Here is a 24,654-nt window from a genome sequence, read left to right on the forward strand (position 1 = left end):
AACCGGCGGTATTTGCGGCGTTTCGCGGGTCCGGTCGATCTGGCCGACCGGCTTGAGCGGTCCAAGGCCATGGACCGGCCGATCCGAGTGCTGGCCAAGGCCGTACGCGACCGGATCCGGCCGGGACGGCTGCGCGACTGGCTGCACGGCGTGCCCACGGGCAAACCGCTGCATCCGCCGCTCGCCACCTTCAGCCTGGGCTGCTGGATGTCCACCGCGGTGCTCGACTGGACCAACGCCGACCCCCGGGCCGCGCGACTGCTGCTGGCCACGGGCCTCGGCAGTGCGCTGCCGACCGCTGCCGCCGGCCTGACCGACTGGTCGTCGCTCCACCGCGAGCAGCAGCGTGTCGGGTTCGTACACATGCTGGCGAACGTGACCGCGCTGGGGTTCCTCTCCGCCTCGCTGCTGTCCCGGCTGCGCGGCAACGAACGCGCGGGCAAGATGCTGACCGTCGCCGGGCTCAGCGCCGGCAGCCTCGGCGCCTACCTGGGCGGGCATCTGGCCTACCGGCAGGCGGCGGGCGCCAACCACGCGCCCCAGGTCACCCATCTCGTGCCACTGGGCTGGCACGACCTGTGCCTGGTCAACGACCTGCCCAAGGACCGTCCGGTGTCGCGGCGACTCGGCTACATCCAGCTCTTCGTGCTGCGGCACGCCGAGGGCGTCACCGTGCTCGCCGACCGGTGCTCGCACCTCGCGGGCCCGCTCCACCAGGGCCGGCTCGTCGTGGAGAACGGCGAGGCGTGCGTGGTCTGCCCCTGGCACGGCAGCACGTTCCGGCTGGCCGACGGCTCCGTCAGGCATGGCCCCGCGACCGCGCCCGCGCCCACCTTCGAGACCCGGATCCGGAGCGACGGCACGATCCAGGTACGGCCGAGCTTGACCTGAACATTGGTTTAAGTTCTACGGTCCGACCATGAGCAGAATTCTGGTGACCGGAGCGACCGGCAACGTAGGCACGCACGTCGTCTCCCAACTGGCCGGGGCGGGCCTCCCGGTCCGCGCCCTGGTCCGCGACCCCGGCAGGGCGAAGCTGCCCGAAGGCGTCGAGGCGGTCAAGGGCGACCTGTCCGTCCCCGAGAGCCTGGAACCGGCGTTGAAGGACGTCGAGTCCGTCTTCCTGATCTGGCCCGGCTTCGCGGCCGAGACCGCCGCATCCGTGGTGAAGGCCATCGCCGCCCACGCGCGCCGCGTCATCTACCTGTCGGCCGACGTCGAGGATCTGGCCGACGGGGAGGAGGCGACGCTGTTCCATCAAGAGGTGGAACGGCTGATCCGGCATACCGGTATGAGCTGGACGTTCCTGCGGCCCGGCGGCTTCGCGACGAACACGCTCGGCTGGGCCGACCAGGTCAGGCAGGGCGTGGTGCGCTGGCCGTACGGGGAGGCCCGCCGGGCGCTGATCCACGAGAAGGACATCGCGGCCGTGGCCGTGCACGTGCTCACCTCGGCCGGGCACGGCGGGGCCAGGTACGCCCTCAGCGGGCCCGAGCAGTTGTCGCAGGCCGAGCAGGCGCGGATCATCGGCGAGGCGGTCGGACGCGAGGTGCGGTGGGCGGAGCTGCCGCTGGAGGCCGCCCGCGAGCAGTTGCTGGCCGCGTGGGGCGACGCGCGGTTCGTTGACGGCGCGCTCGCGGGCTGGGCGGCGTTCGTGGACACGCCGGAGCGGATCACGGACACGGTGCCGAAGCTGCTCGGCCGGCCCGCGCTGACCTTCCGCGAGTGGGCCGCCGACCACGCGGCCGACTTCCGGTGACCTTCCGTAGGTGTGCCGTGGACCACGTGGCCGACTTCCGGTGACGTTCCGCGCGCACGGCCACCGCGGCCGGCTCCCGCTGACTCAGCTCTCGTCGGCCGGGTGTTCCACCAGGGCCAGGATGCGGCTGGACATGAATCGCGCGGTACGTACCGCGGTGCCGCTCCTGGTCACCTCACTGACCTCGACCACCCCGCGCCCGGTGGCCACCTCGACGCGGCGGCCCGCGCGGGTGGCGGTGATCTCGTAGGTGCGCGGGGAGCCGCCCGCATCAATGACGATCTCGACCCGATCACCCTTCATGTACGGATTTATACCCAGAATGCCTGGTATTTATCCGTACACTAGTTTGACAATCGCCACAATTCCCACGCACACGATGATGCCCCGCAGCACCGGAGCGGGGATGCGGCGCCCGACCTTGGCCCCGATGAACCCGCCCAGCGTGGCACCCACCGCAACCGCCAGCACCGCCCACCAGTCCACGTGGGCGATGAGGATGAACAGCACGGCCGCGGTCCCGTTGACGATCAGCGCCAGGACGTTCTTGGCCGCGTTCACCCGCTGCAGGGGTTCGGTCAGGAAGCTGCCGAGCAACCCGATCAGCAGCACGCCCTGGGCCGCGCCGAAGTAGCCGCCGTAGATCCCCGCCCCCAGCACGCCGAGCCAGAGCACCACGCCGCCGTGGGGGTCGGCCTCCTCGCGCCGGGCCGACAGCCACCCGCTGAGCTTGGGCTGCACCACGACCAGCACGCAGGACAGCCCGATCAGCACCGGGACCACGACCTTGAAGACACTCGGGTCGAGGAACAGCAGCAGGATCCCGCCGATCAGCGATCCGATCGCCGAGGCGGGCCCGAGGCGCAGCAGCCGTTCGCGCTGCCCGGCGAGCTCGGCGCGGTAGCCGTACGCGCCAGTGAAGGAGCCGGGCACGAGGCCGATGTTGTTCGAGACGTTCGCCACAACCGGGTCGATGCCGATTGCCACGAGTGCGGGAAAGGTGATCAGCGAGCCCGAGCCGACTACCGCGTTGATGGCCCCGGCCGCGATCCCGGCCGCGAACACCGCGACGGCCTCCCACAATGTCATCCGACAGAGCTTAGAGGTGGACCGTTTCCCGGCTACTGGTCGGGGTCATCCTTGGGCGGCGAGAAGAGCCCGCCCAGGTTCTCCAGCGCCCGGCCCATCTCCGACGGGACGATCCAGATCTTGTTGGCGTCACCCTTGGCGATCTCCGGGAGCATCTGCAGGTATTGGTAGGCCAGCAGCCGCTGGTCCGGTTTGCCCTCGTGGATCGCCTTGAACACCATCCCGATCGCGTCCGCCTGCCCCTTGGCCCGCATGGCCTGGGCCTCGGCCTCCGCCTGGGCGCGCAGGACGGCCGCCTCCGCCTCGCCGCGGGCGCGCAGGACCGCCGCCTGCTGCTCACCTTCGGCCGTCAGGATCGCCGCCTGCCGCTGCCCCTCCGCGGCCAACACCGCGGCCCGCTTGTCGCGGTCGGCGCGCATCTGCTTCTCCATCGAGTCCTGGATGGAGGACGGCGGGTCGATGGCCTTGAGCTCGACCCGGTTGACCCGGATGCCCCACTTGCCGGTCGCCTCGTCGAGCACGCCGCGCAGCTCGGTGTTGATCTCCTCGCGGGAGGTCAGCGTGCTCTCCAGGTCCATGCCGCCGACCACGTTACGCAGCGTGGTGACGGTCAGTTGCTCGACCCCGACCAGGAAGTTCGCGATCTCGTACGTGGCCGCCTTCGGATTGGTCACCTGGAAGTAGATGACGGTGTCGATCGAGACGACCAGGTTGTCGGAGGTGATCACCGGCTGCGGCGGGAACGAGACGACCTGCTCCCGGAGGTCGATCAGGTCCTTGATCCGGTCGACGAACGGCACGACCAGGTTGAGCCCCGGTTTCAGCGTGCGGTGATAGCGGCCGAGCCGCTCGATGATCGCCGCGGTCGCCTGGGGAATGATGCGGACCGTACGCGCCACCCCTAACCCCACCGCCGCGACCACAACGAGGGCGACGATGAGCTGCTCCATGGACATGGCACGCTCCGAGGCCGAGGGGACCGCCTTCGTAGATGCTACTGGCCGTTCACCGGATAAAAGCGATCTACAGCAGACGTCTCAAGACCCAGTTGACATTAGGCAGGTAAATACCTGCATAATGGAGCGTGAGCCTCGAAGCGAGAGCGATGGACTCGATTTTCAAAGCGCTGGCCGATCCGACCCGGCGACTCCTGCTCGACCGTCTACGGGAGAAGAACGGCCAGTCGCTGCGCGAGCTGTGTGACCGCCTGGACATGGCCCGCCAGTCGGCGACACAGCATCTCGGCATCCTTGAGCAGGCCAATCTCGTGACCGTCGTCCGGCGCGGACGGGAGCGGCTTCATTACCTCAACCCGGCGCCGATCCATGAGATCGAGGAGCGCTGGATCTCGGGGTTCGACAAGCCCCGCCTACAAGCGATCAGTGCCATCAAGAACCAGGCAGAGGAGTACGCCATGACCAACGAACCCACGTCCGTGCCGACCTACGTCTATGTCACCTACATCCGCGCGAGCGCGGAGCAGGTGTGGCAGGCCCTGACGGACGCCGACCTGACGGCGCGTTACTGGGGACACGCCAACGTTTCGGACTGGCAGCCGGGCTCGGCCTGGGAGCACCAGCGCGTCGACGGATCAGGCGTCGTCGACGTCGTCGGTCAAGTGCTCAAGGCCGAGCCCCCGACGCGCCTGGTCATCACCTTCGACGACGCCCCTGACCCCGAAGCGCCAAGAGAGCCGTCGGTCGTCACCTTCCTCGTCGAACCGCACCACGACATCGTCCGCCTCACCGTGACCCACGAGAATCTCCCCAACCTGGAGATGCTCAACGGCATTTCGAACGGATGGCCCGCCGTGCTGGCGAACCTCAAGTCGCTGCTCGAGACCGGCGACGTCCTCCCGCAGGCCCCATGGGAGATGCATCGCGCGCACGCCTGAGGCGGCAGCCGCCGCACGCTCTAGTGCGCGCGGGCGTACCAACGTCCTTCGGCGCTGCGGTCCAGTGACAGCGGCACCCCGAACGTCTGCGACAGGTTGTCGGCCGTCATCACGTGCTCCAGCGGCCCCTGGGCCACGACCGAGCCGTGCTTGAGCAGCAGCCCGTGAGTGAACCCGTTGGGCACCTCCTCCACGTGATGCGTGACGAGCACCAGCGTGGGCGAGCGGAGGTCGTTGGCCAGCACCGACAGACGGCGCACCAGGTCCTCCCGGCCGCCCAGGTCGAGCCCGGCCGCCGGCTCGTCCAGCAGCAGCATCTCGGGGTCGGGCATGAGCGCGCGGGCGATCTGCACCCGTTTACGCTCTCCCTCGGAGAGGGTGCCGAACCTGCGCCTGATCAGATGCGCGGCGCCCATCATGTCGATCAGCTCGACGGCCCTGGTGACATCGTTGGAGTCGTACTCTTCGGTCCAGCGGCCCATGATCGCGTATGACGCCGTCAGAACCAGGTCGATGACCTTCTCCTCCGGCGGGATGCGCTCGGCCAGCGCGGCGCTCGCCAGACCGATGCGCGGCCGCAGATCGAAGACGTCGGCCTGACCCAGCCGCTCGCCGAGCACCTCCACGATCCCCTCGCTCGGGTACAGCAGCGTGGCCGCGACCTGCAACAACGTCGTCTTTCCTGCTCCGTTCGGCCCGATGACGACCCATCGCTCGTCCTCGTTGACCGTCCAGTCGATGCCGCGCAGCAGGGCCGCCCCGTCGCGCCTGACGGCGACGTCCTGGAGCCGCAGCACCTGACCACCCATCCCCGGATCCCTCCTTTAGGAGTAACGCTCGGGACAAACCTATTGCAGGGCGGGGGCATATCGTGGATCGGTGCGCCCTGAATCACCTGTCTCTCCTCCGCTGGTCGCCTGGGGCAACGCCTGGCTCGCCGGTCACGTCGGTCTCGACGAGGCCGTCGACCGGGTCGAAGCCGCCTCGGGCCCCGCCGTCGTGGGACCCCCCGACGTCCCAGGTTCCCCTGCCGACGTCCCGGGCTCCGCTGCCGACGTCTCGGGTTCCGCTGCCATGGGCGACGTGCCGTTGCGTGCCTACCTCGCCGGGCTGCGGTCCGACGGGCTGACCGAGTTCCGGCTGGCGCTGCCCGCGCCCGGCGACCCGCTCGGGCTCTCCGGGCCGCCCGCCTTCAACGCGGCCGCGGTGGAAGCCGGCCAGGCCGTCATCGCGGTGCTCTCCGACCGGTGCCTCGGACTGGTGCCCTCGCCCGACCTGCGCGGATCGTCCTATGTGGGAGTACGACTGGCCGTACACCCGTCCGGCCCCGTACGCGTGGACCTGCCGTCCGTGGCCGAGGCGGAGCAGGAGCTGGCGATCGCGATGCGGTCGGCGACGGAGACGCTGGCCGATGCCGGCGGGCCGGCACAGGAGTGGCCCGATCGGCTGGGGCGGCTCGGCGGCGAGCTGGCGCCCGGCTATCCGGGACGGGCGCACCGCGTCTCCGCCCTGGCCACGCGCCTGGCCGCGGTGCTGCGGCTGGCCGACGAGCGGGGCCTGACCTCCGGGGAGATCGCCGCCCGCGGCGCCGCCCTGCGGGAGCTCGACCGGGCCGTACGACGGGCCCTGGTGGCGGCACACCACGCCATCTTCGAGCCCGTCAGACAGTAGCGGCCGCGAGCAGCGCCCTCCTTGAGCCGGTCAGGCGGGCCGCGAGCAACGCCATCTTCGAGCCCGTCAGGCGGGCCGCGAGCAGCCCCCGCGTGCGACCTCCGGCCGTGAATTCACCAGCTAAGGCGCGGATCGGTCACCCTTGGCGCGGGCAGACTTCCCGGAAGGGGAGCGCGGGGATGTGGGCCGCCCACTCCTGCGGGGTCAGCGACCGTCCGGCCCGGGCGCAGACGGATCTGGCGACGGCCTGCGCGGCGGCGGGGACCCGGTTGACCGTGCCATGGCCGTCCACGGTGAGCACCTGCGTCCCGTCGGGGGTGAAGGCCACGGACGACAGTTCACCGGTGCCTGGCGCCAGCCCGCCGCCCGTGTCCGCGGAGCGGCCGAGACCGCTTCCCGAGATCGGGTCGAACAGCAGCACATGGCCCGCGTCCTGCGTGAACGCGATGAGATCCTCGGTGGGCGAGTAGGAAGCGCTCCAGCCGAAAATCTTGGGTGTGGGCGTGCCGATGCCGCGCCGGGTGGCGGTGTCCCAGCGGGTGACGCGCCCGCGCGAATCCTGCACGACCAGGATCTTGCCTGAGTGGGTGAACCACACCCGGTCGCCGGTGGCGGCCGCGTCGCCGCCGAACGGCTCGCCGATCATCTTGCCGTCGGCGGTGTCGAGGATGCGCTGGTCGGGGCCGCCGACTGCCAACCGCCGCCCGTCGGGGGAGAACGTCACGGCGAGGGGCGTACGGGTCGGCGTCTGCCACAGCCTGCGGTGCGACCGCCAGTCCCAGAGCTCCACGGCGTGGCCGCGCCCAAGCCGCCGCGAGAGCGCGAGCCTGGTCCCGTCGGGGCTGAAGAACACCTGCGAGCCCCCCTTGCCCGTGGCGAACTCGGCCAGAACCTTCCGTGTGGCCGCGTCCAGCACCTTGATCTGCCCCTTGGACAGGACGGCCAACCGGCCGTCGCGATTGAAGTCGAAGCTGTCGGCGACGGGCATGGGGCCGAGTGTCTTTCCCGTGGCGACCGCGCGTATCGTCGTGCCACCCTCCTCGGGGGCCACCAGGTAGCGGCCATCGGGGCTGATCGTCGCCGGGTCCATCAGCTCCGGCTTCACCTCGGCCATGAGGTCGGTGACGTCCACGGAGAAGACCTGATCTCTCATGACGTACCGGAACGTCGAGCCGTCGAAGGCGCCGTACGGCTGCTCGCCGGCGTCTCCGTCCCCCAGGACCCGGACCTTGGTGAGCAGGCGGAAGTCGGGCAGCCGCCAGAACTGGATGTCGTCCCTGGTCACCGTGGCCAGTAGCCGCCCGTTCGCGCTGAAGACCGGGTCGCCCTTGTTGTAGCTCGCCTTGCCGGACTCTTGCGACCAGCCTTCCCGGAGGTTGGTCAGCATCAGCCGGCCCAGGTTGTTCCGCGCCGTCCACGTGCCGTCCTGGCTCGCGACGGCGGTGCCGGCCTTCGGGTCCGCGGCGGTCACGGTCCAGCGGGTGCGGGCCCTGACGTACACGTCCTGGCCCTCGTTCTTCTCGATGGCCGTGATCCAGGCTTTGGCCAGGTAGTTCGTACGGTCGTAGGGCCAGACGCCGACGATCTCGCCGGTGTGGGCGTCCCAGGCGCCGGCCCGCACGGCGTTCGCGGCCATGAGCGTGCGGGCCGAAGGTGACAGGGTGACGTCCGTCAGCGGTCCGCCATCGAGCTTGAGACCGGGGATCACCGTGATCTGCCTGCCGGTGCGCACGTCCCACAGCCGTGCCTGGTCCTTGCTGACGCTGACCAGCGTGCGCCCGTCGCCGCCGAGCACCGTCATCGCGCCGAACGGGTATCGGAACATCGCCAGGTCGCGCTGGGCGAGCGAGCCGTTCAGCGCCGTCCTGGCCTGCGGCGTCTCGTCCAGCCGCCAGGCGGCCACGCTCAGCAGCATGGCGAGCCGCGGATCTGAGCTTCTGGTGACGTCCGCCAGGGCGGCCAGGCGGATCGACTCCGACCTGCTCAACTGCACCGCCAGCTGCTCCGCCCTGGAGTTGGCGACAACACCCTGCTGAATCGCCAGCCCGCCGGCCATCAGCGCGATGAGCAGCAGTCCCGCCAGGCTCAGCGAGACGAGCCTGGTCCGCCTGGCCCGGCGCCTGGTCAGCCGCGCCGACGAGTCCAGGAAGTCGCGTTCGGCCGGGGAGAGCGTGATGTTCCTGCGCGAGGTGGCCGCCCACTGCAGCGCGTTCTCCAGGCTGGTGCTCTGGAACAGGTCCCCGTCCTTGCGCCCGGCCGCCGTCCACCTCTTCGCGGCGGTCAGGATCTGGCGGTGTACGGCCAAGCCGTCGCGGTTGGCGTCGATCCAGCGGCCCAGACGCGGCCAGGCGCGCGGCAGGGCGGGATGGGCCAGCCAGACCTCCTGGTCGTCGCGGCCCAGCAGGTAATCGAACACCTCCAGGATCCGGGTGATCGACGACACCTCGGGCAGGGGACGGCCTTCCACCAGCTCGGACAGGTCCGCATGCCGTACGGACAGCTCGCTCTGCTCGCCCACCGTGACCAGCCGCAGGAACACTTCGGGGGCCAGCTCGCGCTCGGCCGGGTTGAGCAGCGCGTAGCACTCCTCGGCCAGCATGCCGAGCGCCGGGTCGTCGCCGGACACCGCCATCTGGGCGGCCGCCTGGTCGCCCTGCGCCAGCAGGCGTGCCGTGTCGAGCCTGCTGTCACCGCTGACCAGCGCGAGCAGGAGCTGCCGGGCGGTGGGGCGCTCGCGCGGGTCCTTCATGAGCGCCGCCGCGACCAGCGGGCGCATCGCCTCGGGCAGCACCCGCAGGTCGGGGTTGGACGACAGCACCCGGTGCATCACCCCGCCCAGGCTCTCCGCCTCGAACGGGTCGGTGCCGGTGGCCGCGTAGAGCATGATCCCGCCCCAGCCGAACACGTCGGCGGGCGCGCCCGCCCGCTGCCCGGAGAACACCTCCGGCGCCATGTAGGTGGGGGTACCGGTCACCAGGCCGGTCGCGGTCAGCGACATCTCCGCGGTCCTGGCGATGCCGAAGTCGATCACCCGGGGGCCGTCGGGGCCCAGCAGCACGTTGTCCGGCTTGAGGTCGCGGTGGACCACGCCGACCTCATGGATCGCGGTCAGCGCGGTGGCCACCGCGGTGCCCAGCCGGTGCAGGTCGTCACCCAGGAACCGGCGCCCCTCGGCAACCGCCTTGCGCAGGCTGGGGCCGGGGACGTACTCGCTGACCAGGTACGGGCGCGGCTCTTCCAGCTCGGCCGCGATCACCCGCGCGGTGCAGAAGGAGGAGACCCGCTGCGCGGCCGCCGCCTCCTTGGCCAGCTGCGCGGCCTGATGGCTGTGCAGGACCTTGATGGCCACGCGGGTGCCGTCCTCGGCGTACGCCTCGTACACCACCCCCTGGCCGCCGGCGCCTAATCTGCCGGCCAGCCAGTACTCGCCCAACCGCTGCGGGTCGCCGGCGATCAACATATCCACGGGACTTTGGATGCCAGGACTGACCATAAAGTTCTGCCGGAAAATGTGTTTTTGAGCATACGAAAGAGTCGTTGACGACCTGATGCATGGTGCCCATAAGATCACTCGGCGTGATCACGACTATCGCGCTCAGCGCGTCACTCGTACTGACCGGCTCGCCTGCCCAGGCCGCGACCAAGCCAGTGTTCTTCCGGGGTCTCACCGTCCAGATCCCGGCGAAGTGGACGGCCAAGAGGCTGGTCACCGGCGACTTGCACATCTTCACCGGTGCCTGCTCCAGGAAGGCCGCCGAGTGCGAGGGCTTCACGCTGGGCGGCCCCGTGGCCATCAAGTACGGCAACGAGAACAAGAAGTACACGCCTGACCAGCCCTACCGAGGCGCCAGCACCGGCGCCACCGAGTGCGTCCTCGACAAGCGGATCTTCGCCAACGGCACGGGCAACCTGGTCCGGACCTCGAAGGTCCCGTTCGGCGCCGGCCAGCGCGCCCAGTTCACCGAGTGGAAGAGGTTCTGCGACGGGAAGAAGCCGAACTCCGTCACCTACACTCAGCGCGTCTGGTTCTCCCAGGCCAAGCAAGTGATCGTCATCGACGAGTGGAAGACACCGGGCCTCGGGGACATCCTCGGCAAGGCCGTCTGGAAGTAAGACCGGCGGAAAAGTCGGGCCGAGCTGTGGGCGAACGATTCCCAAGGCGAGGACCACGCCCACCTCGCACAACGTGGCCGGCCCTCCGGCCAGGGGGCTCGCCTTCCACAGCCGCGCCCGTTCAGCGTGAGCAGCGCCACCAGCACCGACCCGAAGGTGTGACAGTTAGTCGCTGGCCCGTTGGGGGACTGGTCCTAGATCTTGTCCGCCTTCACCTGCACGATGAAGTCGGCCCATACCTCGGGAGCGAACACCAGGGCTGGGCCGCTGGGGTCCTTACTGTCGCGGACGGCCACGATGCCGGGGAGGTTGGTGGCCACCTCGACGCAGTCACCACCGTTGCCGCCACTGTGGCTGCTCTTGAACCACTGGGCGTCCGTCAGGTTCATGATCCCATCGCTTTCTCGATCAGGGCCACCGACGCGGACTGTGGCAGAGCGCACGCCCGTAGCGCGTCGAGCTGGGTCAACAGGGTCTCGATTTCGGCGGCACCGTTGACGATCTGACCCTCAGCTGCGGTTTCCAAATAGACTATATCGGGCGACCCCCTGAAGCTCGCGATGACGAAAGCCCCGGTTAGACCGGCATGCGCACCTACTTCAAGTGGGATGACTTGAATGGTGATTCGGGGTCGCTGAACAAATTCGAGAAGCTGCTCAAGCTGCTTGCGCATGACCTGTGGGCCGCCGACAGGACGGATCAACACGGCTTCGTCCAGGGTGGCCAAGAACATAGGCGGGTCCGGCTTGGTGAGGATTCGTTGCCGTTCCATGCGTGTGGTCACCAGATCTTCCACCTGCTCGTCGGTATCGCCGGGTCGTCCTGCTCGTAGAACCGCTCGCGCGTAGTCCTCGGTCTGCAGTAGTCCCGGAACGAGGACAGGTTGGAAGCTCCGCAGCGTCCGGGCCTCTCGCTCCAGTTCGACGAACGGCCGGAACCATACGGGGTAGACATCCCTGCCGATCAAAGGCCATAGACGGACGAGAGCGCCATCCGCTTCCAGTGCCTCGTCACACTTCTCCGCGAACTCCCTTGTCGGCGCGCGTTTGGCCGTCTCGATGAGACCGACAAGAGATATGGAGTAGGAGATCCTACGCGCGAGATCCTTCTGACTCCATTGCGCCGCCTCCCGGTATTTCCGCAGTTCGGAACCCCAGTAAGCAAGAACACTCGCGTTCGCGTCCAGCTCGCTCGGAGAGGGCATCTCTACTCCTGTCCTACATGGGTCTACACGAATCGTTGTGCGGCCTACCGAAGACGCGACTCAATGTGCGGATTCAGCGTTGAGGGCGCTCCACTACCGAACGTAGCCGTCTCGCTACACCCTTGGAAGGGCAATCCGAAGACAAACATCAACCGCGCCGAGAGGAGGCGGACAACGATGATCGCTCCCGCTCTACTGGCCCGCCCGCCCGCTGTACACGCCGCTGACCAGCTCAGTAACGCACTGAAACAGCACGGGATCTTCGCTGACGTTCATGGTGGCTACGGCGTCGCCCTGGTGTCGGTCTGGGTTGATCTTCTGGTCTGGACGGACGGCTTCGTCTACCGCTGGTGGAAGGGGCAGATCTCGGGGCGGACGGGCCGATGGCTCTACACGGTCTACAACGTGGACAACCCAGCTACCGTCGCCCGTTGTGTCGCACATCGGTACGTGGAACTACATCAAAGCCGCTCGTTGGTGGAGCCGGTCCACGGAGGCACGTCGTGAAGTCGCTGGAAGGGTGCCTGAGCCCGCACGTGGCCAAGCACGAGATCCACGAGACCAGCCGATGGTCTCTCGCCGAAGCTCGGGTGATCTGGGCGGCGTTGCTGTCCGGTAGCGCCCGGTAGACGGGTGTGGCGGCGTGGGATCTGGAGGGACGGCGTCGCCACGGCCACCAGGGGGTCAGGGGTCAACGGGATGGCTCCTGGCCCACTCCTCATCGTGAGGTCAAGCTAAGCCGTGGCGGACGGCGTACAGGGCGGCCTGGGTGCGGTCCTGCACGCCGAGCTTCATCAGCACGTTGGACACGTGGGTCTTGACCGTCTTCTCGGCGACGGACAGGCTCCTGGCGATCTCCCGGTTGGAGTTGCCAGCCGCGATCAGCGCCAGCACCTCGCGCTCCCGTTCCGTCAGCGTCACCGGACCCATCGGCGTCGGTGAGCCGTTCGCGCCGGCCAGCATCGCCTCCGCCGCCTCGGGGGCGAGCAGCACCTGCCCCCCGTGTACGGCCCGCACCGCCTGCACGAGCGCGTTCGGATCGACGTCCTTGTAGAGGAACCCGGCGGCCCCCGCCCGCATCGCCGGAGCCACGTCGGACCGGTCGCTAACCGAGGTCAGCACGATCACCCTGGGCAGCGCCCCCGAGAGCCGCGCCAGCGCGCCGAGCCCGTCGAGCACCGGCATCTTCAGATCGAGCAGCAGCACGTCGGGAACGAGCTCATCGGCCAGCGCGACGGCCTCGGCCCCGTCGGCCGCCTCGCCGACGACCGTGATGTCCTCCTGGAGGTCGAGGAAGGTCCGCAGGCCCTGCCGCACCACTGGATGATCGTCGGCGATCAGCACCCGGATCAAACGCCCACCTCCACTCGGACCGTCGTGCCCTCGTCGCGGGCCGAGGCCACGGTCATGACGCCGCCGACGGACTCCGCCCGGTCCCTCATCGACACCAGGCCCAGGCCGCGCGACTCGGCTTGTTCGAAGCCCTTGCCGTCGTCGCGTACGGTCAGCACCAGTTTGCCGCCCTCGTCGCCCAGGGATACCTCTACGAGGCCGGCGTCGGAATGCCTGAGCGCGTTGTGCAGTGCCTCCTGCGCGACCCGTAGCACGGCCACCTCGATCGCCGAGTCGAGCGGCGGCAGTTCGTCGCCCTCGAACGTGACGCGCGCGGGGTGGAGCCGGTCGAGCAGGCGCACGTGCTTGCGCAGCGTCTCCGTCAGGCCGTGCCGGTCGAGTTCGGCCGGGCGCAGCTCGACGATCACCGCCCGGAGCTCGGCCAGGGCCTCGCCGGCCAGCCGCTGCACGCGTTCGAGCTCGGCGGCGGCCTCGTCCGGGGCGCTGCGCAGCAGGACGGCGGCGGACTGCGCGGTCAGCCGGAGCGAGAACAGCTTCTGGGTGACGGCGTCGTGCAGCTCGCGGGCCATCCGGTTGCGCTCTTCGAGCATGGCCAGCTCGCGGCCCCGCTCGTACAGCCGGGCGTTGGTCAGCGCGATCGCGGCGTGCGCGGCGAACAGTGTGAGCAGGTCCTGGTCCGCCGCGGTGAAGCCGTCGGGCGTGCGCTTGTTGGCCAGGAAGATGATGCCGAGCACCTCGTCGCCGTCGCGGATCGGGACGCCGAGGAAGTCCTTCATCACGGGGTGCGCCTTGGGCCACCACTCGAACCTGGGGTCCTCGCGCAGGTCGGGCAGCCGCACCGGAGCCCCGTCGTGGAGCATCGCGCCGAGCATGCCATGCTGCCTGGGCAGCGGGCCGATCGCGTCCCACTGCTTGTCTGTGAGGCCCTCGGCGACGAACTCGGCGAACGAGCCGTCCTCGTCGGGCACGCCGAGCGCCGCATAACGGGCGTCGAGCAGCCGCTGGGCCGAGCGGACGATCACCTGCAGCACCTCGCGCACCGAGAGGTGCCGGGTGACCGCGAGCACGGCGGTGCTCACCGCCTGCATGATCTCGTCTCTGTCGGAGGCCACGGGATCCACTCTATGGTCCTGGGCCTCAATGCCCACGTTCCTTGGTCCTAGGTCCATATGCCCAGGACGAGGCGGACCCTCAGCCCGATGTCCGGCCGCTGCCGCGCTCCTAACGTCGAGGCATGACGAACACCGCACTGATCACCGGCGCCTCCCGCGGACTGGGTCTGGCACTGGCGACGACACTCGCCGCCGCCGGGTGGGAGCTCCTGCTCACCGCCCGTGGCGCGGCGGACCTGGAGCGGGTCGCGGCCGAGCTGGGCGCCACCGCCATCCCCGGTGACGTGACCGACCCGGCACACGTCGAGCGGCTCGCGCGGGCCGTACCCGAGCTGGACCTGCTGGTCAACAACGCGAGCGGGCTGGGCGTGACGCCGCTGCCACCGCTGGCGGTGTACCCGCGGGAGGAGTTCGGGGCCCTGCTGGAGACCAACGTGATCGCTCCCCTGGCCCTCATCCAGGCGACGCTGCCCGCGCTGCGCGCCACGCGCGGCGCGATCGTGAACATCACCTCCGACGCCGCGACCGGCGCCTACGAGGGCTGGGGCGCTTACGGCGCCACCAAGGCCGCCCTGGAACAGCTCTCCAACGTGCTGGCGGCCGAAGAGCCCGATCTGGCCGTCTGGTGGGCCGATCCCGGCGAGATGAACACCCGCATGCTGGCCGACGCCGTCGGCGCGGAGGAGGCGTCCGGCACCACGGATCCCGCCAAGGTGGCCGCGGCACTGTACGACCTGGTCAGGTCCCGCCCGGCGAGCGGCCGGGTGAGCCTGCAATGACCGCCGCGCTCGACTTCGCGCTGCCGGACACGCTCTCGGCGCACGAACCGCCCGAGGCCCGCGGGCTGGCCCGCGACTCGGTGCGCCTGCTGGTCTCGCGCGGCTCGCTCCCGCCGGAGCATCACCGCTTCACCGACCTGCCGGGGCTGCTCGACCCCGGCGACCTGATCGTGGTCAACAACTCGGCGACATTGCCCGCCGCCATCAGGCTCGACCGGCTCGCCGTGCACTTCTCCACCGCACGCGAGGACGGCACCTGGCTGGTCGAGCTGCGCCGCCGTACCTCCAAGGCGTCCGAGCCGTACGGCGGCGGCGAGCCGGGCGAGTGGCTGCCGCTGCCGGGACGGGCGACGCTGCGGCTCATCGAACGCGAGACGCCACGCCTGTGGCGGGCCGTGCTCGACCGTGACGTGGAGGCGTACCTGCGCGATCACGGGGTGCCGATCCGCTACTCCTACGTGTCCCGCGACTGGCCGCTCGACTCCTACCAGACGGTCTTCGCCACCGTGCCGGGCAGCGCCGAGATGCCGAGCGCGGCCCGGCCGTTCACCGCCGAGCTGGTCACGGCTCTGGTGGCGCGCGGCGTCGGGATCGCGCCGATCACCCTGCACACCGGCGTCGCCTCGCCGGAGAAGGACGAGCCGCCCTACGCCGAGCGTTATGAGGTGCCCGCGGCCACGGCGCGCTTGGTCAACCTGACCGCGGCGAACGGCGGGCGGGTGGTGGCGGCCGGGACCACCGTGGTGCGCGCGCTGGAGACCGCCGTCGGCGGCGACGGGCTGGTGGCCGCCTCGGCGGGCTGGACCCGGCACATCGTGACGCCCGCCATCGGGGTCATGGCCGTGAACGGGCTGATCACCGGGTTGCACGAGCCGAGGTCGAGCCACCTGATGATGCTCAGCGCGATCGCCGAGCGGGAGCCGCTCACCCGTGCCTATGAGGCGGCGCTGCGGGAGGGATACCTCTGGCACGAGTTCGGTGACACCCACCTGCTGCTGCGCCGATAGTTGGCCCCACCTGCTCGCGCCCCGGAACGTGCCAGTAGCCTGGCTCAATGTGGACCAGCGCTCCCTCCTGATTACCCTGACCGGCCCAGACCGGCCGGGCGTCACCTCCCGGCTTTTCTCGGTTCTCTCGGGCTTCCCGGTGACCGTGGCCGACATCGAGCAGGTCGTCATCCGCGGCCGGCTCACCCTGGGCGTGCTCGTCGCGTACGCGGGCGGTCCGTCGACCGGCACGGGCAGCACGCTCGGCGCCATGTGGACCGCCGTCGAGCGGGTGGCTGAGGACCTCGGCCTGGAGCTGGAGCTCTCCACCGGCTCGCAGACCAAGGAGCAGCGCCGGCGTGGCCGCCTGTCGGTCAGCGTGCTGGGCGCGACCCTCCAGCCCGCCGCGATCGCCGGGATCGCCGGGCGCATCGCCGCCGCCGGCGCGAACATCGACCGCATCGAACGCCTCGCCCAGTGGCCGGTCACCTGCATCGAGCTGTCGGTCTCCGGCGCCGACCCGAGCGCGCTCCGCGTCGAACTGGCCGCCGAGGCCGCCGCCCTGCACGTCGACGTGGCCGTACAGCGCACCGGCCTGTCGCGGCGGGCCAAGCGGCTGGTCGTCATGGACGTCGACTCCACACTCATCCAGGGCGAGGTCATCGAGCTGCTGGCCGGGCACGCGGGCTGCCTCGAAGAGGTCGCCCGGGTCACCGAGGAGGCCATGCGCGGCGAGCTCGACTTCGCCGAGTCGCTGCGCCGCCGGGTCGCGCTGCTCGAAGGGCTGCCGGCCGAGGTGTTCGAGCAGGTACGGCAGCAGGTCGTGCTCACCCCCGGCGCCCGTACGCTCGTCCGCACGCTCAAGCGGCTCGACTACCGCTTCGCCATCGTCAGCGGCGGATTCACCCAGATCACCGACTCCCTGGTCGACGACCTCGGCATTGACTACTCGGCGGCGAACGTCCTGGAGGTCGTCGACGGCAAGCTCACCGGCCGCGTCGTCGGCGAGATCGTCGACCGGCCGGGCAAGGCCCGCGCCCTGGAGCGGTTCGCCCGCGAGGCGGGACTGCCGATCAGCCAGACGGTGGCCATCGGCGACGGAGCCAACGACCTCGACATGATCGCGGCGGCCGGGCTCGGCATCGCGTTCAACGCCAAGCCGGTCGTCCGGCAGGCGGCGGACACGGCGGTCAACACGCCTTACCTCGACTCGATCCTCTACCTGCTCGGCATCTCCAGGGACGAGGTGGAGGCGGCGGACGCCGAGGACGGCGTACTCACCCGGTGACCTCCCCCTTGGGGTCCCAGCGCGTGACCAGCTCGGCCTGGCCCGGCCACAGGTCCACCCAGTCGGATTCGGTACGGATGACGGCGAACGCGCCCGGCCGGAACCCGTAGTCGCCCCCGGCCAGCGAGATCGCCAGCTCGTGCACGCCCGGGTTGTGACCGCACAGCACCACCGTCTCGAGCTCCGGATCGGTCAGCTTGACCAGCGCGAGCAGCTCCTCCGGGTAGGCCTGGTAGACGTCCCGCTCATAGCTGACCTCCACTTCGGGAAAGGCCAGTTCGGCGGTGCGCCGCGTACGCACGGACGGGGAGCACAGCACCAGGTCGGGAGCCAGCCCCAGGGCCCGTACCTCTTCCCCGGCCCGCCTCGCGTCGCGCTCGCCCCTGTCGGTCAGTGGGCGCTCGCGGTCTTCCATGCCGGGGACATGCACGGCCTTGGCGTGGCGGAGCACGATCAACGTACGCACGTGCTTCATCCTCTCGTCGCCCACACGCCCAGCGCGACGATCACGGCGAGGATGGCCAGCATCGCCAGCAGGATGTAGGCCAGCGTCTTGCCGCCACTTGGCCGCTTGTCGTTCATCCGCCCAGTTTCCCACCGGGGGGCCGCGGGTGCCGCACCTGACCCTCCGTTTCTCGCACGTGAAACGCCCGCTCCCCCAGACCTCGGAGGAGCGGGCGTCCGGACTGGGTCGCTACGAAGCCACCGGCTCGTGCTCCCGGTTGTTGTCGTTGCTGGTCGATTCGCTGGAGACCGAACGGCGCTTGGAGACGAGGATGGCGCCGACCACCACGCCCACGGCCACGACCGTGATCCCGATGCGCAGCGCCGGGTTGCCCGCGTACAGGACCACCGCCGGCGCCACCAGGAGCGCCACCAGGTTCATCACCTTGATCAGCGGGTTGATGGCCGGACCGGCCGTGTCCTTGAACGGGTCGCCGACCGTGTCACCGATGATCGTGGCTTCGTGAGCCGGGGACCCCTTGCCGCCGTGGTGCCCGTCCTCGACCAGTTTCTTGGCGTTGTCCCAGGCACCGCCCGAGTTGGACAGGAAGACCGCCATGAGCGTGCCGCACGCGATGGCCCCCGCCAGGAACGCGCCCAGCGGCGCGTAACCGAGGGCGAACCCGACCGCGATGGGCGTCATGACCGCCAGCAGGCCTGGCGTGGCCAACTCGCGCAGCGAGTCACGGGTGCAGATGTCGACGACGCGGCCGTACTCGGGCTTCTCGGTGCCGTCCATGATGCCCGGGTGGTTGCGGAACTGGTCGCGTACCTCGAAGACCACGCGCATCGCGGCCCGTCCGACCGCGCTGATCGCCAGGCCGGAGAAGAGGAACACGACCGCCGCGCCGATGATCAGACCGACGAGCACGTTGGGCTGGTCGATGCTCAGGCTGAACGTGGAGAACGCGCCGAGCGCCTCCTTGACCGACTGAGTCGCATCGGTGAGCTGCGTCTCCACGGCCGTGCGGAAGGCGCCGAACAGCGCGGTCGCCGCGAGCACCGCCGTGGCGATCGCGATGCCCTTGGTGATGGCCTTCGTCGTGTTGCCGACGGCGTCGAGGCTGGTGAGCACGCGTGCGCCCTCACCCTCGACGTCGCCGGACATCTCGGCGATGCCCTGCGCGTTGTCGGAGACCGGGCCGAAGGTGTCCATCGAGACGATGACCCCGACCGTGGTCAGCAGGCCGGTGCCGGCCAGCGCCACCGCGAACAGCGCGATCGTCACGTTCCCGAAGCCCAGCAGGAACGCGCCGTAGACCGCGCCGGCGATGATCAGCGCCGAGTAGACGGCCGACTCGAGGCCGACGCTGATGCCCGCCAGGATGACGGTCGCCGGCCCGGTGGCCGAGCTCTCGCCAATCTCCCGTACCGGACGCCTGGTCGTCTCGGTGAAGTAGCCGGTCAGCAGCTGGATCGCGCTGGCCAGGACCAGGCCGATGATCACCGCGCCGATGGCGATGAGCCTCGGGTTGGCGGTGGATTGCACGGCCGAGCCGGTCAGGTCGGCGAAGGTGTCGGGCAGGTACCAGAACGCCGCCGCCGCGACCAGCACCGCGGAGATCGCGGCCGAGATGAAGAAGCTGCGGTTGATGGCGGCCATGCCGCTGCGGTCGCCGTCGCGCATCCGGGTGACGAAGATGCCGATGATCGCGGTGAGCACGCCGATCATGGGCACGATCAGCGGGAAGATGAGTCCCTGCTCGCCGAAGGCCACCTTGCCCAGGATGAGGCTGGCGACCAGCATGACCGCGTACGACTCGAACAGGTCGGCGGCCATACCCGCGCAGTCGCCGACGTTGTCGCCCACGTTGTCGGCGATCGTCGCCGCGTTGCGCGGATCGTCCTCCGGGATGCCCTGTTCGACCTTGCCGACCAGGTCGGCGCCCACGTCGGCGGCCTTGGTGAAGATGCCGCCGCCGACTCGCATGAACATCGCCAGCAGCGCCGCCCCGAAGCCGAAGCCCTCGAGGACGCCCGGCGCGTCACCTTGATAGACGAAGACGACGATGGCCGCACCGAACAGGCCGAGGCCCACGGTGAACATGCCGGCCACGCCGCCCGTACGGAAGGCGATGCGCATGGCGCGCTTCTCGCCCGCATCACGGGCGGCGGCCGCGACGCGCACGTTTCCGCGTACGGCCAGCCACATGCCCATGAAGCCGGTCAGCGCGGAGAATACCGCCCCGACCACGAAGAATATCGAGCGGCCGATGCGTACATCGGTCTCACCCGGCAGAAGGAGCAGCAGGAAGGGGATCACGACGACGAAGACCGCCAACGTGCGGAACTGTCGCGCGAGATACGCGGCGGCCCCTTCTTGTACGGCACGGGCGATGTCCTGCATTCGCTCCGTGCCCGGGTCGGCGGACAGCACCTCGCGCACCAAGCCGCCGGCGACGGCTAGGGCGATCAGTGCGACCGCGGCGACCACGATCACGATAGTGAGATTGTTACCGCTCAGGGCCAGATTGGACGCTGGCTCCGCGGCCAGCAGTTGCCTAAACATCGTTCTCCTCGGCAAGACCGGTCGTCCTGCCCGGGCGGTGCTGCAAAGATCGGCGGGCTGGTGCGGCACCATCCGGGTTGTGGGTGCCGCTTCCGGATGAGTCCGCAGTTTCGCCGGATCACCTTGGCCGGTGCCGGGAGTCTACGCACGGGCTGCGCGGATATGAAGGCTCTGCCGGTCGCTATTTGGCCACGCGTCCAGTAATCCCCTGCCAGCACGGCGATTTGCCATCTGACAACCGATATTTCCACCGGTTTACGGCCATGACAAGGTGCCCGAAACGACACGCCCGAAACCTGGAATTCGGTCGCGCCGGAGCTCTGGGGCAGGCCGGGGCTCTGGGGCATGCCAAAGCCGAGCCGTGGGGATCACGACTCGGCCTTGTAGGAGCTCTACGGCTGCCGGCTGGCCGGAAGCCATGGGTGCCGGGCCTCGTATCGGCGCCCGGCCCCGCATCACCAGAGGAGCGTACCCCTGGACAGGGCTCAGGCACGGTCGGCGACTGGGGCCCACCGTGCTGTGCCGTAAAAGAAAATTATGCTTGTGTCGGTACGTGGCGCGCGGCGGGCCAGCTCATGCGGATGCGCATCCCCTTGGGACTGGGGAACACCTCCACGTCATCGGCCAGCCCCGCGATCACCGCGATGCCGAACCCTGACATGAACGAGTCGGACAGCATGCCCAGATCGAGAGGTTGCTCCTGCTTGATCTCGTCACTGGGAGCCTGATCGCTGACCGTTACCTCGAACCGCCCCGAATCGTCTTTCAGCTCGATGCGGATGGGCTCTCCCGGGCAGTGTGCGCGATGCGCCTCAACCGCCCGGGAGCAGGCCTCACCGACTGCGAGCCTGACCTCGTCCAGCAGTGACTCCTCCACGCCGGTGCGCCGGGCGATCGCCGTCGCGACCAGCCGGGCGGTCCGCACATGCGCGGGGAGGGCGCTGAACGTGAGCTCGACGGTAGCCATCACTACTTGTCTTTGCCGTGAGCTTCCTTGGCCTCGTCGACCGAAGCGTAGATCCCGAAGACCTTGGTCAGCCCGGTGATCCGGAAGATCTTGAGGATGCGCTCCTGCGTGCACACCAGCTCGAGCGAACCGTCGTGCGCCCGAACCCGCTTGAGTCCCCCGACCAGGACACCGAGGCCCGTCGAGTCGAGGAAGTCGACCTTCTCCATGTTGACGAGAAGGTGGAAGTTGCCCTTGTTCACCAGGTCTATGAGGAGCTCACGCAATCTCGGCGCCGTGTAGACATCGATCTCACCCTCGACCTCGACGATGGTGAGTCGGTCCTCGTTGTGGTGATCCAACTTCAGATCCACAGATCCTCCAGCGCCTCGCCTGCGAAAGTACCCTTGCGGGCCTGGCAGTCTGGAACGGGGCTCCAGACCGTCTGACCCCGACGCGCGGCATTCAACCACGCGTCTGGCTTGTGTCTATACGAAATCACGATTCCCGGCGACTTTGCCCACGGATGCAGACTGGAAACAGTGACTTCCTCCGCTTCCTCCCCACACCGGCCAGGTCCACTCCTCCGTCACCTGCTCGGAGTTCCCGCACGTCATGAGCGTGTCACCCATGTGGAGCATGTTCCAGCACGTCAGGCAGGTCAAGCGGGATGGCCGAATTGGGCGCCCGAACTCTTGGTTACGCGCTTGGCGAACCGCGGCATCTCAGGATTGTGGCCACACCAGTTTGAAGCCGCCGACCTAGCCCATCGTGGCCGAAACGTGATCATTTCTACCGGAACGGCGTCCGGGAAGTCGCTGGCGTACCTCACTCCGGCCGTCGCCTCCTGCCTCGACGGCGGCACCGTCCTCTACCTCACGCCCACCAAGGCCCTGGCCGCCGACCAGCTCCGCAGCCTCCGCGAACTCCGCATCACCCAGCTCCGCGCGGCCTGCTTCGATGGCGACACCCCGTTCGAGGAACGCACCTGGGTCCGGCAGCACGCCAACTACGTACTGACAAATCCCGACATGCTCCATCGGAGCATCCTGCCCCGACATGCCCAGTGGTCGTCGTACTTCCGGCGGTTGCGCATGGTCGTGGTGGACGAGTGCCACGGGTACCGCGGGGTGTTCGGCTCACACGTGGCGCAGATCCTGCGCCGCCTGCGCCGGATCTGCGCCCGATACGGCTCTCAGCCCGTTTTCCTGCTGGCCTCAGCAACCGCCAGCGAGCCCGGGGCGTTCGCGATGCGCCTGACGGGGCTTGAGATGGCCGAGGTGACGTCGGACGGGTCTCCGAAGGGTGCGACGACCATCGCGCTCTGGGAGCCGCCCCTGACCGAACTACGGGGCGAGAGAGGCGCTCCGGTGCGCCGCACGGCCACGGCCGAGGCCGCGGACCTCCTCACGGACCTCGTCCTGGCGAACGTCCGCACACTCGCCTTCGTCCGCTCACGGCGCGCCGCCGAAACAGTCGCCCTCACCGCCCGCGCCAAACTCGCCGACGTCGCTTTCTCCCTGGCTGGTACGCCGGGGGCGCGTACAGGCGTCTCAGACACGCAATCGGGTACGACCGTCAGCCCCGCCCCAACGGCCGGCGCTTTCGGCACACCCCCACTTCCCACAGGCCAGAACATCCCCACAGCAACCCCTGACCGCGCCCCCACCTCACCGCCCCCAAACCACAACGCACCCCCGGCACCCTCCCAACGTGACGACCCCTCGCAGACCCCAGACCACGACACACCCTTGTCGCCCGCCGACCGCGACGACCTCTCACAGCCCTCTGACCAGGGAACTGCCTCACAACTCCCAGGCCACGGCACACGCCCGACACTCTCCCAACGCGACACCCCCTCTCAGCCCCTGGGCCGCAGCACCACCCCGCAGTTCCTCGACCAGGGCGAGGACGTTCCCTCGGCGTCGGCTGATCGCGAGGAGCCCTCGCCGCCTCCAGACCCGGTCGCGTTGTCGCCATCTCCAGACCAAGGCGCGTTGTCGTGGGCGTTGCCCGACTCCGCCGACTGGGCCGACCTACCGGACCGGATCGCCGCCTACCGGGCCGGATACCTCGCCGAAGACCGCCGGCTGCTCGAAAAGGCCCTCCGCTCGGGCTCCATCATGGGTCTGGCCACCACGAACGCCCTCGAACTGGGCGTAGACGTCTCCGGCCTGGACGCCGTCCTCATCGCCGGCTGGCCAGGCACCCGCGCCTCCCTCTGGCAACAGGCAGGCCGAGCAGGCCGCGACGGCCAGGAAGCCCTCGCCGTACTCATCGCCAGAGACGACCCCCTCGACACCTACCTCGTCCACCACCCCCAAGCCCTTTTCGGCCAGCCCGTAGAGGCGATCGTGCTCGACCCGGACAACCCGTACGTCCTCGGCCCCCATCTCTGCGCCGCCGCCGCGGAGATCCCACTGACCGAAGCCGACCTGCCCGTCTTCGGCCCCACCACCCCGAACGTCCTCGCCGACCTCGTCACCCAGGGCCTGCTCCGACAGCGTCCCGCAGGCTGGTTCTGGACCAGGCGCGAACGCGCCACCGACCTGGCCGACATCAGAGGCGGCGGAGGCGCGCCCATCCAGGTCGTGGAGTCCGCGACCGGCCGCCTCCTGGGCAGCGTGGACGAGGCCTCCGCCCACACCACCGTGCACACCGGCGCCGTCTACCTGCACCAGGGCGAGACGTACCTCGTGGAGCTCCTCGACCTGGAAGCCGGGGTCGCCCTCGTGGGCAGCTCGCAGCCCGACTACACGACGTTCGCGCGCGACATCACGGACCTCTCTGTCCTCGCCTCCCTGCGTTCGCATGACCTCGGCCCCGGCAGCCTCCACTTCGGCGAGGTGGAGGTGACCCGCCAGGTGGTCTCGTACCTCAAGCGCCGCCTCCAGTCCGGCGAGATGCTCGGCGATGAGCCCCTGGACCTCCCGCCGCGTACCCTGCGCACCCGCGCGGTCTGGTGGACACTCCCCGCCTCAGAGGTGGCCACTCTGGCCGAGGAGGGCTTCGACCTGGGCGGCGCCGCCCACGCCGCCGAACACGCCGCCATCGGCCTACTCCCCCTCTTCGCCACCTGCGACCGCTGGGACATCGGCGGCGTCTCCACGGAACTTCACGCGGACACGGGCCTGCTGACGGTGTTCGTGTACGACGGGCACGAGGGAGGCGCCGGCTTCGCCGAACGCGGCTACGCCCGTGCGACCGACTGGCTCACGGCCACCCGCGAGGCCATCGCCTCCTGCGAATGCGAACGCGGCTGCCCATCCTGCATCCAGTCCCCGAAATGCGGCAACGGCAACGAACCACTGGACAAACGCGGCGCCATCCACCTCCTGGACACCCTGCTCCGCTCCACTCCCACCTCGGACTAACCGGACACTCAACCACCCGACTCCTGGATGTGACCAGATGCAAACACCCTCGGCCGATTCCTCCGGCATCGAG

The 24,654-nt window shown here is 69.5% G+C and carries 24 protein-coding genes; 11 read left to right on the plus strand and 13 right to left on the minus strand.

Annotation, left to right across the window (positions count from 1 at the left end):
• Window positions 1-12: 12 nt before the first annotated feature.
• Window positions 13-891: a Rieske 2Fe-2S domain-containing protein gene (locus KLK06_RS08250; protein WP_250905138.1), complete on the plus strand. Its 879-nt coding sequence runs from the start codon at window positions 13-15 to the stop codon at window positions 889-891.
• Between the two features lie 28 nt (window positions 892-919).
• Window positions 920-1,759 carry an NAD(P)H-binding protein gene (locus KLK06_RS08255; RefSeq protein WP_214634768.1) on the plus strand — a complete coding sequence of 280 codons (840 nt, stop codon included), beginning with the start codon at window positions 920-922 and terminating at the stop codon, window positions 1,757-1,759.
• 84 nt (window positions 1,760-1,843) lie between these two features.
• On the opposite strand, the gene KLK06_RS08260 is transcribed toward KLK06_RS08255, so the two are convergent.
• The 3 genes from KLK06_RS08260 to KLK06_RS08270 are packed head-to-tail and all read right to left on the minus strand — an operon-like array spanning window position 1,844 to window position 3,798.
• On the minus strand, window positions 1,844-2,062 hold the full coding sequence (locus KLK06_RS08260) for a hypothetical protein (RefSeq protein ID WP_214634769.1): 219 nt from the start codon (window positions 2,060-2,062) through the stop codon (window positions 1,844-1,846).
• Window positions 2,063-2,092: 30 nt separating this feature from the next.
• Window positions 2,093-2,848, minus strand: coding sequence for a sulfite exporter TauE/SafE family protein (locus tag KLK06_RS08265; protein WP_214634770.1), 756 nt, complete (start codon window positions 2,846-2,848; stop codon window positions 2,093-2,095).
• Window positions 2,849-2,880: 32 nt separating this feature from the next.
• Entirely contained in the window at window positions 2,881-3,798 is a 918-nt protein-coding gene (locus KLK06_RS08270) for an SPFH domain-containing protein (protein ID WP_214635471.1), read from the minus strand.
• A 155-nt stretch (window positions 3,799-3,953) separates the two neighbouring features.
• On the opposite strand from KLK06_RS08270, the gene KLK06_RS08275 reads away from it, so the two are divergent.
• Window positions 3,954-4,742, plus strand: coding sequence for a metalloregulator ArsR/SmtB family transcription factor (locus tag KLK06_RS08275; protein ID WP_214634771.1), 789 nt, complete (start codon window positions 3,954-3,956; stop codon window positions 4,740-4,742).
• 20 nt (window positions 4,743-4,762) lie between these two features.
• Here KLK06_RS08275 and KLK06_RS08280 read toward each other — a convergent pair whose 3' ends face one another.
• Window positions 4,763-5,551 (minus strand): ABC transporter ATP-binding protein, encoded by a 789-nt coding sequence (locus KLK06_RS08280; protein WP_214634772.1) that lies wholly within the window; start codon window positions 5,549-5,551, stop codon window positions 4,763-4,765.
• Between the two features lie 70 nt (window positions 5,552-5,621).
• Here KLK06_RS08280 and KLK06_RS08285 point away from each other — a divergent pair, with 70 nt between their 5' ends.
• Complete coding sequence (locus KLK06_RS08285) at window positions 5,622-6,413, plus strand: hypothetical protein (protein WP_308168155.1); 792 nt, start codon at window positions 5,622-5,624, stop codon at window positions 6,411-6,413.
• 136 nt (window positions 6,414-6,549) lie between these two features.
• On the opposite strand, the gene KLK06_RS08290 is transcribed toward KLK06_RS08285, so the two are convergent.
• Window positions 6,550-9,873 (minus strand): serine/threonine-protein kinase, encoded by a 3,324-nt coding sequence (locus KLK06_RS08290; protein ID WP_250905190.1) that lies wholly within the window; start codon window positions 9,871-9,873, stop codon window positions 6,550-6,552.
• Window positions 9,874-9,989: 116 nt separating this feature from the next.
• Here KLK06_RS08290 and KLK06_RS08295 point away from each other — a divergent pair, with 116 nt between their 5' ends.
• A complete protein-coding gene (locus KLK06_RS08295) occupies window positions 9,990-10,526 on the plus strand; it encodes a hypothetical protein (RefSeq protein ID WP_214634774.1) in 537 nt (178 codons plus the stop codon).
• A 194-nt stretch (window positions 10,527-10,720) separates the two neighbouring features.
• Here KLK06_RS08295 and KLK06_RS08300 read toward each other — a convergent pair whose 3' ends face one another.
• Together KLK06_RS08300 and KLK06_RS08305 are read right to left on the minus strand one after the other, a co-directional pair.
• On the minus strand, window positions 10,721-10,915 hold the full coding sequence (locus KLK06_RS08300; RefSeq protein ID WP_214634775.1) for a DUF397 domain-containing protein: 195 nt from the start codon (window positions 10,913-10,915) through the stop codon (window positions 10,721-10,723).
• Window positions 10,912-11,730, minus strand: coding sequence for a helix-turn-helix transcriptional regulator (locus KLK06_RS08305; RefSeq protein WP_214634776.1), 819 nt, complete (start codon window positions 11,728-11,730; stop codon window positions 10,912-10,914). The genes KLK06_RS08300 and KLK06_RS08305 overlap by 4 nt, the downstream gene beginning before the upstream one ends.
• A gap of 177 nt (window positions 11,731-11,907) precedes the next feature.
• Between KLK06_RS08305 and KLK06_RS08310 the strand changes: the two genes are divergently transcribed.
• Complete coding sequence (locus KLK06_RS08310; RefSeq protein ID WP_214634777.1) at window positions 11,908-12,237, plus strand: hypothetical protein; 330 nt, start codon at window positions 11,908-11,910, stop codon at window positions 12,235-12,237.
• Window positions 12,234-12,359 carry a hypothetical protein gene (locus KLK06_RS61360; protein ID WP_284734939.1) on the plus strand — a complete coding sequence of 42 codons (126 nt, stop codon included), beginning with the start codon at window positions 12,234-12,236 and terminating at the stop codon, window positions 12,357-12,359. Before KLK06_RS08310 ends, KLK06_RS61360 begins: the two co-directional genes overlap by 4 nt.
• Window positions 12,360-12,459: 100 nt before the next feature.
• Here KLK06_RS61360 and KLK06_RS08315 read toward each other — a convergent pair whose 3' ends face one another.
• Window positions 12,460-13,083 (minus strand): response regulator transcription factor, encoded by a 624-nt coding sequence (locus tag KLK06_RS08315; protein WP_214634778.1) that lies wholly within the window; start codon window positions 13,081-13,083, stop codon window positions 12,460-12,462.
• Window positions 13,080-14,195: a GAF domain-containing sensor histidine kinase gene (locus KLK06_RS08320; protein ID WP_308168156.1), complete on the minus strand. Its 1,116-nt coding sequence runs from the start codon at window positions 14,193-14,195 to the stop codon at window positions 13,080-13,082. Before KLK06_RS08320 ends, KLK06_RS08315 begins: the two co-directional genes overlap by 4 nt.
• A 122-nt stretch (window positions 14,196-14,317) precedes the next feature.
• On the opposite strand from KLK06_RS08320, the gene KLK06_RS08325 reads away from it, so the two are divergent.
• From KLK06_RS08325 to serB, 3 genes are read left to right on the plus strand one after another with little or no spacing between them, the layout of a single operon-like run.
• Window positions 14,318-14,974: an SDR family oxidoreductase gene (locus KLK06_RS08325; RefSeq protein ID WP_214634780.1), complete on the plus strand. Its 657-nt coding sequence runs from the start codon at window positions 14,318-14,320 to the stop codon at window positions 14,972-14,974.
• Window positions 14,971-15,981, plus strand: a complete 1,011-nt coding sequence (locus KLK06_RS08330) for an S-adenosylmethionine:tRNA ribosyltransferase-isomerase (RefSeq protein WP_214634781.1) — start codon at window positions 14,971-14,973, stop codon at window positions 15,979-15,981. The genes KLK06_RS08325 and KLK06_RS08330 overlap by 4 nt, the downstream gene beginning before the upstream one ends.
• Before the next feature lie 49 nt (window positions 15,982-16,030).
• Window positions 16,031-17,248 (plus strand): phosphoserine phosphatase SerB, encoded by a 1,218-nt coding sequence (gene serB / locus KLK06_RS08335; protein ID WP_214634782.1) that lies wholly within the window; start codon window positions 16,031-16,033, stop codon window positions 17,246-17,248.
• On the opposite strand, the gene KLK06_RS08340 is transcribed toward serB, so the two are convergent.
• The 4 genes from KLK06_RS08340 to KLK06_RS08355 form a co-directional block, all read right to left on the minus strand.
• The gene (locus KLK06_RS08340) at window positions 17,238-17,714 is read right to left on the minus strand and encodes a histidine phosphatase family protein (protein ID WP_308168157.1); all 477 of its coding nucleotides are present in this window, start codon (window positions 17,712-17,714) and stop codon (window positions 17,238-17,240) included. The two genes, serB and KLK06_RS08340, sit on opposite strands and share 11 nt — an antisense overlap.
• Before the next feature lie 228 nt (window positions 17,715-17,942).
• Window positions 17,943-20,261 carry a sodium-translocating pyrophosphatase gene (locus KLK06_RS08345; RefSeq protein WP_214634783.1) on the minus strand — a complete coding sequence of 773 codons (2,319 nt, stop codon included), beginning with the start codon at window positions 20,259-20,261 and terminating at the stop codon, window positions 17,943-17,945.
• Window positions 20,262-20,796: 535 nt separating this feature from the next.
• Window positions 20,797-21,228: an ATP-binding protein gene (locus tag KLK06_RS08350; protein WP_214634784.1), complete on the minus strand. Its 432-nt coding sequence runs from the start codon at window positions 21,226-21,228 to the stop codon at window positions 20,797-20,799.
• Window positions 21,229-21,230: 2 nt separating this feature from the next.
• The gene (locus KLK06_RS08355; RefSeq protein ID WP_020542579.1) at window positions 21,231-21,581 is read right to left on the minus strand and encodes an STAS domain-containing protein; all 351 of its coding nucleotides are present in this window, start codon (window positions 21,579-21,581) and stop codon (window positions 21,231-21,233) included.
• Between the two features lie 408 nt (window positions 21,582-21,989).
• Here KLK06_RS08355 and KLK06_RS08360 point away from each other — a divergent pair, with 408 nt between their 5' ends.
• Window positions 21,990-24,581, plus strand: a complete 2,592-nt coding sequence (locus tag KLK06_RS08360) for a DEAD/DEAH box helicase (RefSeq protein WP_308168158.1) — start codon at window positions 21,990-21,992, stop codon at window positions 24,579-24,581.
• Window positions 24,582-24,654: the final 73 nt, after the last annotated feature.

It is taken from the genome of Nonomuraea sp. NEAU-A123, assembly GCF_018603905.1.
Classification (GTDB): domain Bacteria; phylum Actinomycetota; class Actinomycetes; order Streptosporangiales; family Streptosporangiaceae; genus Nonomuraea.

Coding starts and splice junctions, on each gene's coding strand:
- KLK06_RS08255 (WP_214634768.1), top strand. CDS start 920: ATGAGCAGAATTCTGGTGACCGGAGCGACCGGCAACGTAGGCACGCAC.
- KLK06_RS08260 (WP_214634769.1), bottom strand. CDS start 2,062: ATGAAGGGTGATCGGGTCGAGATCGTCATTGATGCGGGCGGCTCCCCG.
- KLK06_RS08265 (WP_214634770.1), bottom strand. CDS start 2,848: ATGACATTGTGGGAGGCCGTCGCGGTGTTCGCGGCCGGGATCGCGGCC.
- KLK06_RS08270 (WP_214635471.1), bottom strand. CDS start 3,798: ATGGAGCAGCTCATCGTCGCCCTCGTTGTGGTCGCGGCGGTGGGGTTA.
- KLK06_RS08275 (WP_214634771.1), top strand. CDS start 3,954: ATGGACTCGATTTTCAAAGCGCTGGCCGATCCGACCCGGCGACTCCTG.
- KLK06_RS08280 (WP_214634772.1), bottom strand. CDS start 5,551: ATGGGTGGTCAGGTGCTGCGGCTCCAGGACGTCGCCGTCAGGCGCGAC.
- KLK06_RS08290 (WP_250905190.1), bottom strand. CDS start 9,873: ATGTTGATCGCCGGCGACCCGCAGCGGTTGGGCGAGTACTGGCTGGCC.
- KLK06_RS08300 (WP_214634775.1), bottom strand. CDS start 10,915: ATGAACCTGACGGACGCCCAGTGGTTCAAGAGCAGCCACAGTGGCGGC.
- KLK06_RS08305 (WP_214634776.1), bottom strand. CDS start 11,730: ATGCCCTCTCCGAGCGAGCTGGACGCGAACGCGAGTGTTCTTGCTTAC.
- KLK06_RS08310 (WP_214634777.1), top strand. CDS start 11,908: ATGATCGCTCCCGCTCTACTGGCCCGCCCGCCCGCTGTACACGCCGCT.
- KLK06_RS08325 (WP_214634780.1), top strand. CDS start 14,318: ATGACGAACACCGCACTGATCACCGGCGCCTCCCGCGGACTGGGTCTG.
- KLK06_RS08330 (WP_214634781.1), top strand. CDS start 14,971: ATGACCGCCGCGCTCGACTTCGCGCTGCCGGACACGCTCTCGGCGCAC.
- KLK06_RS08345 (WP_214634783.1), bottom strand. CDS start 20,261: ATGTTTAGGCAACTGCTGGCCGCGGAGCCAGCGTCCAATCTGGCCCTG.
- KLK06_RS08350 (WP_214634784.1), bottom strand. CDS start 21,228: ATGGCTACCGTCGAGCTCACGTTCAGCGCCCTCCCCGCGCATGTGCGG.